The sequence below is a fragment of the Streptomyces shenzhenensis genome, assembly GCF_003688995.1.
In the GTDB taxonomy this organism is placed as follows: Bacteria; Actinomycetota; Actinomycetes; order Streptomycetales; family Streptomycetaceae; genus Streptomyces; species Streptomyces shenzhenensis_A.
In genome coordinates this window covers 125510-136943 of record NZ_PENI01000023.1, presented here as the reverse complement: position 1 = coordinate 136943, position 11434 = coordinate 125510, and the positions used below count along the sequence as shown (strand labels likewise).

The 11434-nt window shown below is 68.4% G+C and carries 9 protein-coding genes and 2 pseudogenes; 3 read left to right on the top strand and 8 right to left on the bottom strand.

All coding sequences use genetic code 11. The features are described 5' to 3' along the window. Window positions 1-13: 13 nt before the first annotated feature. The 4 genes from CTZ28_RS30370 to CTZ28_RS30355 all read right to left on the bottom strand — a co-directional run bounded on the left by CTZ28_RS30370 (window position 14) and on the right by CTZ28_RS30355 (window position 5244). Window positions 14-616: a TetR/AcrR family transcriptional regulator C-terminal domain-containing protein gene (locus CTZ28_RS30370; RefSeq protein WP_220795453.1), complete on the bottom strand. Its 603-nt coding sequence runs from the start codon at window positions 614-616 to the stop codon at window positions 14-16. Between the two features lie 101 nt (window positions 617-717). Beyond that, entirely contained in the window at window positions 718-2448 is a 1731-nt protein-coding gene (locus CTZ28_RS30365; protein ID WP_121892908.1) for an ABC transporter ATP-binding protein, read from the bottom strand. Further along, window positions 2445-4247, bottom strand: a complete 1803-nt coding sequence (locus CTZ28_RS30360; protein ID WP_121892907.1) for an ABC transporter ATP-binding protein — start codon at window positions 4245-4247, stop codon at window positions 2445-2447. Before CTZ28_RS30360 ends, CTZ28_RS30365 begins: the two co-directional genes overlap by 4 nt. 571 nt (window positions 4248-4818) lie before the next feature. Next, on the bottom strand, window positions 4819-5244 hold the full coding sequence (locus CTZ28_RS30355; RefSeq protein ID WP_121892906.1) for an ArsR/SmtB family transcription factor: 426 nt from the start codon (window positions 5242-5244) through the stop codon (window positions 4819-4821). A 157-nt stretch (window positions 5245-5401) separates the two neighbouring features. On the opposite strand from CTZ28_RS30355, the gene CTZ28_RS30350 reads away from it, so the two are divergent. Together CTZ28_RS30350 and CTZ28_RS30345 are read left to right on the top strand one after the other, a co-directional pair. Continuing rightward, window positions 5402-6040, top strand: coding sequence for a DJ-1/PfpI family protein (locus CTZ28_RS30350; RefSeq protein WP_121892905.1), 639 nt, complete (start codon window positions 5402-5404; stop codon window positions 6038-6040). 226 nt (window positions 6041-6266) lie between these two features. Next, window positions 6267-7319: pseudogene (locus tag CTZ28_RS30345) on the top strand (IS701 family transposase); the annotation flags it as partial. A gap of 357 nt (window positions 7320-7676) precedes the next feature. On the opposite strand, the gene CTZ28_RS30340 reads toward CTZ28_RS30345, so the two are convergent. Continuing rightward, window positions 7677-8576: a LysR family transcriptional regulator gene (locus tag CTZ28_RS30340; RefSeq protein ID WP_121892944.1), complete on the bottom strand. Its 900-nt coding sequence runs from the start codon at window positions 8574-8576 to the stop codon at window positions 7677-7679. Between the two features lie 133 nt (window positions 8577-8709). On the opposite strand from CTZ28_RS30340, the gene CTZ28_RS30335 reads away from it, so the two are divergent. Then, window positions 8710-9129, top strand: a complete 420-nt coding sequence (locus tag CTZ28_RS30335) for a nuclear transport factor 2 family protein (protein ID WP_121892904.1) — start codon at window positions 8710-8712, stop codon at window positions 9127-9129. A gap of 115 nt (window positions 9130-9244) precedes the next feature. Here CTZ28_RS30335 and CTZ28_RS30330 read toward each other — a convergent pair. The 3 genes and pseudogenes from CTZ28_RS30330 to CTZ28_RS48750 form a co-directional block, all read right to left on the bottom strand. Then, window positions 9245-9439: pseudogene (locus tag CTZ28_RS30330) on the bottom strand (transposase); the annotation flags it as partial. Between the two features lie 400 nt (window positions 9440-9839). Then, on the bottom strand, window positions 9840-10715 hold the full coding sequence (locus CTZ28_RS30325) for an MFS transporter (RefSeq protein WP_259471886.1): 876 nt from the start codon (window positions 10713-10715) through the stop codon (window positions 9840-9842). Continuing rightward, window positions 10712-11071 (bottom strand): hypothetical protein, encoded by a 360-nt coding sequence (locus CTZ28_RS48750; protein WP_259471885.1) that lies wholly within the window; start codon window positions 11069-11071, stop codon window positions 10712-10714. Before CTZ28_RS48750 ends, CTZ28_RS30325 begins: the two co-directional genes overlap by 4 nt. Window positions 11072-11434: the final 363 nt, after the last annotated feature.

The window sequence follows — 11434 nt, the reverse complement described above, 5'->3', positions numbered from 1 at the left end:
GGGGATCGGCAGGCTATCGGGCGGCGGTGAGCATGGCCTGGTTGATCAGGGCCTCTATGCCGAACTCGGTGCGTTCGGCGAAGGAGTCCTCGTCGAGCAGCCTGCCGATGTGCGCGAGTCCCGGGTGGTCGTCGGGCGATACCTGGGCGCGCGGATTCAGCCGGTCGGCCTGCTCCTCTTCGACGAGGCCGATGATCAGGCAGTGCAGCGCCACACTGGCTCGGGCGGCGACGATATCGCTCACACCGGCTTCCAGGAATGCGGAGATGGTCACGTTCGCGTAGGCGCGCGCGTTGACGTCGGCGGTGTCGGTGCCTCCGACCACACGTCCGCCATCCCGGTGGGAGAGCATCGCGAGCCGCAACCGCCTGCTGACCTCGGCGATGCGCTCTCGCGGCTCCGGGGGCAGGTCGTCGAGAGAGAGCTCGCCGAAGATGACCTCGGCCATGAGCTCGAACAGGCGGGCCTTGCTGGTGACCTGGAAGGATACCGAGTTCAGATGCAGTCCCATGCGCTTGGCGACGCCTCGGAGGGTGACGGTCTCCATGCCGGACTCGTCGAGCATGGCAAGGGCCTCGCGCACGACATCGTCCCGGTTATGACGCTTCTTCGCCACAGCGCTCCTTCGTATCCGTTGGTCTCCCCTACCAGCCTACGGGCGCCATCCAGCCGCGCGGGCGGGCGCCCGCGCGGCTGGATGAGAAGAGCGCTCTGCGGTCAACCCCTCGTCCCGAGGCGCCAGCCCCGCGCACGGCTGCGCTCGCGCCAGAAGTCGGCGTAGCGCCCCTGCACGTCGATCAGCTCGTCATGCGCGCCGCGTTCGACGATCTTCCCGTGCTCGAGGAAGAGGATCTGATCGGCGGCGGCGATGGTCTGCAGCCGGTGAGCGACGACGATCAGGGTGCGGTTCGCGGTCAGCGCGTTGAGCGCGTCCTGGACGAGTGCCTCGTTCTCCGCGTCGAGAGCGGCGGTGGCCTCGTCCAGAAGCACGATGGGGGCGTCCTTCAAGATCGCCCGGGCGATCGAGACCCGCTGGCGCTCGCCACCGGAGAGCGCGCTGCCGCCCTCGCCCACCGGCGTGTCCAGGCCGTGCGGAAGCCGGCTGGTGATCTCGTCGACCCGAGCCAGGCGGATCGCCTCGCGCAGCTGATCCTCGGTGGCGTCCGAGCGGGCCATCAGGATGTTGTCGCGGATGGTCCCGGAGAACAGGTACACCTCCTGGAACACGAACGACAGCTGTCCCATCAGGTGCTCGACGGGCATGGACCGGACGTCTTCTCCGGCGATCCGCACCGCACCGGACCCGATGTCCCAGAATCGGGCGACGAGCCGGGTGATGGTGGTCTTGCCCGACCCGGAGGGGCCGACGAGCGCGGTCATGGTCCGAGGCGCCGCCGTGAACGAAACGTCGTGCAGCACCTCACGGTCGTCGTAGCCGAAGCGCACGTCCTCGAACTCGACGGAGGGCTCACCCAGACTGACCGCGCTCATGGGCTCAGGCAACGGCGAGGTGCCGAACACCGTGTCCATCCGGTCGAGGTTGTTGCGCACGGTGCGCATGGCCCCGCCCGCGGCGGCGCCTTCCATCAACGGCTGCACGAATCGGGTCGCGAGAATCAGCAACGCGATCAGTTGCACCGGCCCGATGGTCGTGCCGGCCGTGAGGGCGATGCCGGTGAGCAGGATGGCGGTGAAGGCCGCCTGGACGGTGAGGCGGAAGATCCCGTCGCCGACCACGCCGCCCCACGCGATGAGGGTGTTGTCGGCCTTGCGCTGTGCGACCAGGGCATCGTCGAGGAGCTTGTGGCCCTGCGCGGTGCGGCCGAAGGCGCGCAGCACCGGCTGGGTCTGGGCGAACTCGATCAGCCGGTTGGCGGTGCGGACGTTGGCGCCGTGGGTGCGCCGGTCGACGGCTGCCACGATCGCTCCCGCGATCTGATACGCGGCCCACAGCAGCGGTGCGGTGATCGCTGCGACCAGGGCGAGCTGCCACTGGAACACGAACATCAGGGCGACGACCACGGCGGGAGTCACGAACGCGTTGATCAGCATGCCGAGCATCTGCGTGGGGAACCCGCTCACGCTGAACACGCCGACGCTCGCCAGCCGTGAGACCGACCCGACCTTCTCGGCGTCGAACCATCCCAGCGGCAGCTTCGCGATGTGGTCGCCCAGCCGCTGCCACAGGTGCAAGGTCAGCGAGGCCGACGAGCTCAGCCCGAGCATCTTGGTGCGGTAGTTGAGCACGCTGAACACGACGAGGATCGTCGCTTCCAGTGCGATCCAGAGCCAGAGCCGGGAGAAGTCGCCCTCCAAGAGCGCTTGGATGAGGGGGACGAGAAGGGCGAAGGCGACGCCCTGGAGCACGGCGCCGACGACCGTCAGTGCGATCAGCAGCCGCAGAGTGGGGGCATCGTCTCCCATGACGCGCAGCATGCGGCGGATCATCGGTTCACCTTCCTTGCAGATTCCGCGCTGGGGCGGATTTCGGGATGCCATGACCTCGATCGCTCGTGGTTCGCCCACAACGTGGCGTAGGTGCCCGCCCGGGCGAGCAGCTCGTCGTGGGTGCCACGCTCCGCGATGCACCCACGATCGACGACGGCGATCTGATCCGCTCCCTGAATGGTCGAGAGGCGGTGCGCGATGACCAGCAGCGTTCGCCCGATCGCGAGCGCGGAGAGGGCGTCCTGGATGAGGGCCTCGGATTCCGGGTCGGCGAAGGCCGTGGCTTCGTCCAGGACCAGGATCGGCGGGTCGGCGAGGAACGCCCGCGCGATCGAGATGCGCTGCGCCTCGCCGCCGGAGAACAGGGCATCGTCGCCGACGACGCTGTCGTAGCCGCGGGGCAGCTCGAGGATGCGGTCGTGGATCTGCGCCGCGCGGGCGGCGGCCTCCACTTCTGCGCTCGTCGCGGTGGGCTTGGCGAGGCGGATGTTCTCGGTGACGGAGGTGCTCAGCAGTTGCACGTCCTGGAACACGAACGTCACATGCCGGTGCAGCTCACTCGAAGCGATGTCGCGAAGGTCGACGCCTCCCAGGGTGATCCGGCCGCTGTCGGGGTCCCAGAACCGCGGGATCAGCTTCGCGATCGTCGTCTTGCCCGAGCCCGATCGGCCGACCAGCGCGGTCGTGGTTCCCGGCTCCAGGCGGAGGTCGATGCCGTCCAGCGCGGCGTACTGCCCGTCGTAGCTGAACCGCACTCGCTCCAGGGCGATCGTGGCGTCAGCCGGCACGCGCGGCGCGTCCGACTCGGGCAGCGTGTCGGTCGCGAGGAGGGCGAGGACGCGTTCGCTGGCTTCCGCCGCTTGCGTCGTCGCGGTCGCGCTGAAGAACAGCGCCATCAGCGGGGCGGTCACCCCGAGGCCCAGCAGGACGAACGGGATGACATCGACCGGGGGGATCCATCCCGCGCCCGAGAGCACGGCGCCCGCAGCGGTGATCACCACCAGCGACGTCAGCGGGGCGAGCACGACCTCGGCGAGAGCTGCGGAGCGCAGCGTGCTCCTCATCACGCCCGACATCAGGTCCATGAAGCGTGCGGTGGCGTCCAGGAACCGTCGGTATGCGCGCCCGGTCTGCCCGAAGGTCTTGACCACGCCGATGCCCTGCACGAACTCCACCGCAGTGCCGCTGATCTCACCCATCGCGGTGGAGTAGTCCGCCATCCGCGGCCTGACCTTCGCGAGCTGCGCCCCGTAGAGGCCGATCCCCACCAGGAGCGGCAGCATCACGAACAGCGACATCGCCCCGTTGATGCTGAACAGGTAGGCCAGCGTCACGACCGGCACCACGACACCATCGACGATCTCCAGCGCCGTGTGCGCGACCAGGTGGTGCATGTGCAGCACGTCGTCCGAGACGCTCTTCTTCACGGTGCCCGAGGTACGCGCCGTGAACCACCCCAGGGGAACCTTGCCCAGGCGGGCCGCCATGCGTCGACGCACGATCAGTTGGAAGCGGGTGTCGGCGAAGTGCGTGATCCCGCCCGCCACGAAGACGCACAGCAGCCGCAGAAGCAGCGCGCCGACAGCGATCCAGCCCCACTGCCACACGGCGGCCGTCGCTCCCGCGCCCGAGGCGAGCAAGACCTGCGCCAGCTGCGCGACCGCGATGAACGGAACGATGGACGCGGCGGCACCGATGGTTCCGATCACGCACGCGATGATCAGCCGCCCACGGATCGGCCTCAACAGCCGCCACAGTCCGCCGACCCCCGGAATCGCGAGACCGCCGGCATCGCGCATCTCACCTTTGGCCTGTGTCCTCGCGGCATTCATGCCCGCCACCTCCTAGATCGGGGTCCGTCCCGGTGCATGAGCGCCGGAACGGATGACTGACGAACGCACTGTGCCGTGTCATCTCGCCAGCAAGGAGCTTCTACTTGGTCAGTGAACAAGTCAAGGGCTAAGTTGTTCCCTGACCAAGCGAGCGAGAGGACATGGTGATGGGCAGGCAGCAGTCCCGACCGCCAGCAGCGGAATGCCGATCTGCCATGAGGTGTTCCGGGCTCCGCCAGCTGGCCGCCCCTGCACCACCTGCGTGAGTAACTGATGTCAGTCGAGATCTTGCCTGCCCGCCCCGCACCTCTGGAACGAATCGACCGATGACTGGACAGCAAGCTCGAGCCGCTGAACACCGAGCACGCCGCACTGATTCGGCCGCTACGTCCGCTGGCACGCCGTACGCCACCCGCACCGCCACGCAGACGCCGGCGAGATCACGAAGGGCTCCACCGATACCCGTTACGACAAGCTCGCGACCGCGTTCCACGCCTCGGCGCCCCTGAACGCGGTCGGCGCCTGGAGCCAGCAATGCTTATGAAGTACGCCCTACCTGACCGGCTTCGCCGCGCTCGCCCGGCGAAGCCAGGGCTCCAGATCGCCGACCGGCGTGCGCGCCCGGCCCCGAGCAAGGTGGTTCGACCGCAGCAGGAGCCCGCTGCTCTGCGGCCACGATCGCACCCATGAGGCCGGGGAATCGGTCCTCCATGTCTGCGGTCCGCAAGGCGTTGAGGATCCTGTTGCCGTCGTAGTGCTGGGTGATGACGCCGGCTTCGCGCAGGACCCGAAAGTGATGGGTGGACGTCGACTTGGCAACCGGGAGATCGAAGGCGCCGCAGGCCTGAGCTGCTTCCGACCGCGAGAGCTGGACGACGATCCGCCGACGGATCGGATCCGCCAGGGCGGCGAGAACGGCGTCGACACTGACCTCGTCGAGGCGTGGATGGGCCAACGTTCGCATGCTTTGACCATACCGAAAGACGCCTGGTACGGTCACCGTCGTACTACGATCATCGTCGTACTAGTTCATCGCCCGGATCCCGGGTCGATGCCATTCCCCAGTCTCGCGGCAGGCCACCAAGGCCTTCTGACCACCTCTTGTTCAAGGAGCCCCCATCATGCAGATCGCCATCGTCCTGTTCGACCGGTTCACGGCGCTGGACGCCGTCGGGCCCTACGAGACCCTCCAGCGCCTCCCCGGGGCCGAGATCGTCTTCGTCAGCCACCAGCGAGGTGAGGTCCGGACGGAGAACGGCTTCCTCGGCATGACCGCAGACAAGTCCTTCGACGAGGTCCAGTCCCCGGATGTCGTGATCGTCCCCGGCGGCGTGGGCGCCCTGGACTACCTGGAGGACGAGGCGCTCCTGAACTGGTTGCGGAAGGTCCACTCCTCCAGCCGGTTCACCACGTCGGTCTGTTCCGGCGCTCTGATCCTGGCCGCCGCAGGCCTGCTGCCCGGCATGGAGGCCACCACCTACTGGGCCTTCCTGGACAAGCTCACCGCCCTTGGCGCCGTTCCCACCGAGGCTCGACTCGTGGAGCACCTGGACCAGCGGATCGTCACGGCCGCCGGGGTATCGGCCGGCATCGACATGGCGCTGCGCCTTGCGGAGATCCTCACCGACCGGAAGACCGCCGAGGCCATGCAGCTGATCATGGAATACGACCCCCAGCCACCGTTTGACGCAGGCTCCGTGGCGAAGGCCGGACCCGAGGTCGTGGCGATCGCCCAGGAGATCTTCAAGACGAAGGGCTGACGGACCGCCTCCAGATCGGGCACCTCCTCCACGAAGGGCCCGCGCGGAGACGCCGTATCACGTGCATTCGCCGCGGCACCTAGTACTCCAGTCTGATTTCGGGATCTTGTCGCGGACCCGGCTGGGAACAGGTACGGCCACCGCGTGATCATCGGGGGTTGTGTGGACTCCTGAAGATCGTGCGGTGGCCGCGGGCCATGGCGTAGACCCTGCCCGCTGGCTGGCGATGTTCGACCAGGTCATGACCCGGATCGCGAGTCGCTTCGGCCGAGTTGAACCCCGGGCGAGTGCCCGCTCCTATCTGCTCGCGCTGCTGTCGAAGGCGGAGCGGAAGAACTGCCGGCAACTGGCCGAACAGGCCGGCCTGGCCCGGCCGGGACCGATGCAGCGGCTGCTGCGCTACGCCCGCTGGGACGCCGATGCCGTCCGTGACGACCTGCGTGCCTACGCCGTCGAACACCTCGGCGCCGATGGCGGCGTGCTGATCGTCGACGAGACCGGCTTCGTGAAGAAGGGCCACGCCTCGGCGGGCGTGCAACGGCAGTACACCGGCACCGCCGGGCGCATCGAGAACGCCCAGGTCGGTGTCTTCCTCGCCTACGCCACCAGCCGGGGCCGGGCACTGAACGACCGCAGGCTCTACCTGCCCGAGCACTCCTGGTGCGGCGATCCCGGGCGCCGCGACGCTGCCGGGATACCCGAAACGGTCCAGTTCCAGACCGAACCCCGCCTGGCCCGGGAGATGATCGCCGCCGCGCTGGACGCCGGGGTGCAGGCACGGTGGGTGACCGGCGACGAAGCCTACGGACAGGACCCGCGGCTTCGTGCCGCCCTGGAAGCACGCGGGACCGGCTACGTGATGGCCGTCGCCTGCTCGACGAGGGTGCGGATCAACCACGGCCGCACCCTCATCCGCGCGGACACCGTCGCCGAACGCCTGCCCGCCACCACCTGGCAGCGGCACAGCGCGGGCAACGGCGCGAAGGGCCCACGCCACTACGACTGGGCCTGGATCCACACCGGCACCGACGAACACCGCCACCTCCTGATCCGCCGCAACCGCACCACCGGAGAACTCGCCTTCTACCTGTGCTGGTCACCCACCGCGGTTCCTCTTGCGGAATTCGTCCGCGTCGCCGGTGTCGGCTGGAGTGTCGAGGAATGCTTCCAGGCCGCCAAGGGCCAGGTCGGACTCGACCACTACCAGGTCAGGCACTGGACCTCATGGCACCGGCACATCACCCTCGCCATGCTCGCCCTGGCCTTCCTGACCGCCCTCGCAGCCAGCACGGCACCCACCACGTCTGCAGATCCGCACCACCCCGCCCACAGCAGCGACCCGATCAAGCTGACCGTCCCACAGGGCAAGCCAGTTCAGATGTCACCCGATCGTGCACCAGACCCATCCGCCACCTGTTCTCAGCCGTCTTCACCCCGCCGTCCCTGTCAGCAACCAGGCTGCTGCACTGGTCAAACTGGCGCAGACGCCACCAGGCAACAGCCCGACGCAGCCACTACAAACGGCGGTCCGCCGACGAACCTGCTGGACAGATCACGAAACCGCACTGGAGTACTAGCGCCACAAGTCGCCGGAAAGACTCTGGCCGGACACCAATTGTGTGTATGCCAGGAACGCTTAACGCAGGTCAGACGCTTGTTGTCTGAGAGCAGCGACGGCCGCGTCGGCCTCGGGGGAGCGCTGTTCGTTGGTCACAGCGATGGTCGCGTGTCCCTGCCAGTGGCGGTCCTCGACCCGCGCGATTGTCACTCCGGCTGGGGCGGAAGGGACTGTCATGCCTGGCAGCAGACAAATGCCGAGACCAGCAGCCACCATTCCCAGGCGAGTGGACCAATCGCGCGCCTGATGGGTAATTGTCGGCTGAACGAGGGTGGGCCAGGCACCGTAATACGGGGAATCGCCGACAGCACTTTCGACGATCCAACTCTCGTGGCGCAGCTCGTCGGCCCGCACCAGGGAGCGGGTAGCTAGTGGGTGACGTGAAGGCAGAGCAACACGCAGATCGTCTTCCAGAAGCGTTTCCTGGCGCAGCCCATCGAGATCATGCTCCTGGGGCCCGGCGCACACGCCCACCACGGCGACGTCCAAACGGTTTGAACGGAGCTGCCGCAGAAGGCCGGGAGTTGAGTCCTCCACGAAACTAACGGTCACATGCGGGTGCTCGTCGGCTAGTTGCGCGAAAGCTCGGGAAACCAGAGAAGGAGCTGCGGCCGAGATCGCGCCGACCGCGACACAGCCCGTGATGTGTTGACGCAGCGCGTTGACTTCACGGAGGGCGGTGTCGAGGCTCGACAAAATATCCGCCGCGTGGCGCACGAAAGCCAAGCCGGCTTCCGTGGGCGTCACCCCCCGCGCCCCCCGCTCGAAGAGATTCGCGCCCAGGGCGGACTCGACAGCCTTCACCTGTCGCGAGACGGCCGACTGTGTGTAGCCGAGGGAAGCTGCCGCCTCGCTGAATGAGCCTGTCGCAGCAACCTCGCGCACTACCCGCAGCCCCACAAGTGTCACACCGGTCATACTCCCACCCTAAGCCGAGACATTCCCATCCGGCATGCCTGGGGTGCACAATCATCATTTGCGCGCAAGTCAGGGGTCCTGCACGCTGGGCTCTACACATCGGCCACGAACCACCGGAACAGGGAGACATCTGATGGACGATGCACAGAAGAAGGCAATCGTCGAGCACTTCTTGGGCCTTTACGGCCAGGGGCGATGGGGAGCAGGCGACAACACGGAACCGTTGGACCAGCTCCTGGACTGTCTCACCGACGACGTTGAATGGTGGATGAGCGGGGCCCCAGGGGATGGCTACATCACCAAAGAGCAGTTCCGCACCATGCTCAAGCCGCTCGACTCGATCACGGACGGCCCGCTGGTCATCACGCCGACGGCATGGACCATTCAGGGCCCCCGGATCGCCGTGGAGGCGTACTCAACCTTGAAGCTGAAGAACGGGCGCGACTACCGCAACCACTACCACTTCCTCTTCGCCGTGAGCGGCGACAAGATCAGTAAGTACCACGAGCACCACGACACGGCGCACGTGAACAGCACCATGTGGGCGGAGTAGCATCTCAGCGGCTCGCGACATGGGCAAACCGCCAGCAATGCCGCATTCGGGACACGCCCACGTTCCAGTTGTTCAGCGCGTCCACGGCGCCGCGCCCCCGACGGTGCCAGCGTGAGAGCCGGCCGTCGAAGGTGATGTCGAAGGCGTTCAGTGCGGTCTTCCAGCGCATGGTCCAGCGGGCCTGGCCCTTGCCGGTGGGATCGAGGGACATGATCGCCCTGTAGACGCACTTCAACGCGGCTTGCTCGCTTGGAAAATGTCCGCCGGCCTTTACTGCCCGGCGGATGCGGGGGTTCACCGACTCGATCGCGCGACGCCCGACAGCAGGCCGAGGAGATACGCGCGGGCGGTGGCCGGGGTTCCACTCGTCGGAACCGGCCCGCGATCCGGGCCATGGCCTGGTCGAACATCGTCCGCCAGCGGGCGAGAACACCGGCGAGGTCACCGCGGAGGTCGGCTCCCTGGGCAGTCCCCGCATCAAGACGTACGTCTGCACCGACCACTGAACCACGGCCGAAGGGGGGCCGGTCCTGCGTTACGCGGAACCGGCCCCTCTTCGCTGTTCCTTCATCTGGCCTCTCTGGCCTTGTCCTCCTCGCCCGCCGCGCCGGTGTCCGGGCCGCCCGGTCCGGCGTCCGGGCCTGTGCCGGGCGCTGATTCGCCGCCGGGACGGCTGGGGTCGGGCTAGGGCAGGTTGGTGAACTTCGACGTCACGGTGCCTCCTGTGGGACCAGGGCCCGGATCTCGGCCTGCGCCGGGCGGGTGGTGGAGCGCAGCGCGCGGGCCAGCGGTCGGCAGGCCAGGACGGCGACCAGGACGCGCCCTCCGGCGTCGAGGGCCAGGGCGATCCCCAGCGGCGGCAGCGAGGCGATCGCACCGGCCCCGCTGAGGACGGCCTGGTAGCGGCCGGTGGCGCCGGCGGGCACCGCGGTGGAGATGAACGCGCCGACGGCGACGCTGTAGCAGATCTCCCCCGGGACCAGGATCGCCGCGGCGATCGAGTAGCCGATCGTGGTGTGCTGCATGGCGGCCAGCGTGATGCCCAGCCCAAGGATCGCTGAGCCGACGGCGAGGATCGGAGCGAGCGGGTACTTCAGCTGCTCGCCGCGGCCGACGAGCACCCGCATCATCGGCGGAGTCAGGACCAGCACGCTGACGGTGTTGGCGATCATGGCCGTGCCGTACGCGGACGGCGGCAGTCCGTCCGAGGTCATCAGCAGCGGCAGTACGGACACCAGGCCCCAGGCGCAGACCATGGCGAAGACGGCGGCCAGCCCGATCCAGCGCAGGGCGGGGTCGGCGAGTACTTGCCGGTAGGAGTGGGCCTGCGGCTCGGCGGCCGGCGGCCGGGCCGAGAGGGTACGGCGGGCGACGAGGGTAAAACCGAGGCAGACCAGGCCGTTGACGAGGAACAAGCCGCGGTAGCCGTGGTGGTGGGCGATGTAGCCGCTGGCGCCACCGCAGACTGCGATGCCGACGTTCGCCGACCAGTACAGCATCGCCTGGGCCCGGGTGCGTCCCGCGTCGGAGTCGATGGCGTCGTTGATCGCCGAGGAGACCGCCGGGCGGTGCGCCTCCATCGTCATGCCCAGGAAGGCGACACCGTCAGCAGGGCTGGCAGGGAGCGGACCAGGGCGAGCGCGAAGCACGCGGCGGCGGACAGCAGCATTAGCACGGTCAGGGCGGTGTGCTGTCCGACCCCGTCGGTGAGCCAGCCGCTGCCGGCCTGCCCCAGGCACCAGCCGACGCCGAAGACGGTGAGCGCGCCGCCGGCGGCCGCGGTGCCGTGTCCGGTTCCGGTGGCCACGTAGTAGGAGAGGAAGTCCCATGCGAAGCCGCCGGCCTTCACAGCCAGGGAACTCGCAAGGAGGATCCAGACGACGGAGCGCGCCGTGCGGGCCGGCGCGGTGAGGAGGGTGCCCAGGGGGGCGTCGGTGGGCATGACGGGGTCTTCCTGGAGAGGCTCTGGCGGTGGGGGCGGCAAGAACGAAGGCGGCCGACCCCGGTGGGGTGCGGCCGCCTTCGGTGGGGCGGCTCGGTGGGTCAGGCCACCTTGTGCACGGGCCAGATGGGGCGGACGCTCTTGTGGTAGGGACGCATGACTACCACCTCTCACGGGCCGGGCCCCGGGGAACCGGGGTTGGCAGCAGGGTAGGAGGCACGTGCCGGGGGCGGCGTGCGTGATTCCCGTCCCGGAGATCTGCTGCTGTGCGCCCTCTCCTCGTCGGGGAATCGGGCGTTTCGGACGTGCGGCCGCGGGGGCGGTCAGGCGGCGCTGGCTGAGGCGGCTGCGGCCCGGCGGGCC

Bases quoted from the DNA above. Each gene is read 5' to 3' on its own strand.
- CTZ28_RS48750 (WP_259471885.1), bottom strand. From the start codon at position 11,071: ATGCCCACCGACGCCCCCCTGGGCACCCTCCTCACCGCGCCGGCCCGC.
- CTZ28_RS30365 (WP_121892908.1), bottom strand. From the start codon at position 2,448: ATGATCCGCCGCATGCTGCGCGTCATGGGAGACGATGCCCCCACTCTG.
- CTZ28_RS30360 (WP_121892907.1), bottom strand. From the start codon at position 4,247: ATGCGCGATGCCGGCGGTCTCGCGATTCCGGGGGTCGGCGGACTGTGG.
- CTZ28_RS30350 (WP_121892905.1), top strand. From the start codon at position 5,402: ATGCAGATCGCCATCGTCCTGTTCGACCGGTTCACGGCGCTGGACGCC.
- CTZ28_RS30325 (WP_259471886.1), bottom strand. From the start codon at position 10,715: ATGACGATGGAGGCGCACCGCCCGGCGGTCTCCTCGGCGATCAACGAC.
- CTZ28_RS30340 (WP_121892944.1), bottom strand. From the start codon at position 8,576: ATGACCGGTGTGACACTTGTGGGGCTGCGGGTAGTGCGCGAGGTTGCT.
- CTZ28_RS30335 (WP_121892904.1), top strand. From the start codon at position 8,710: ATGGACGATGCACAGAAGAAGGCAATCGTCGAGCACTTCTTGGGCCTT.
- CTZ28_RS30355 (WP_121892906.1), bottom strand. From the start codon at position 5,244: ATGCGAACGTTGGCCCATCCACGCCTCGACGAGGTCAGTGTCGACGCC.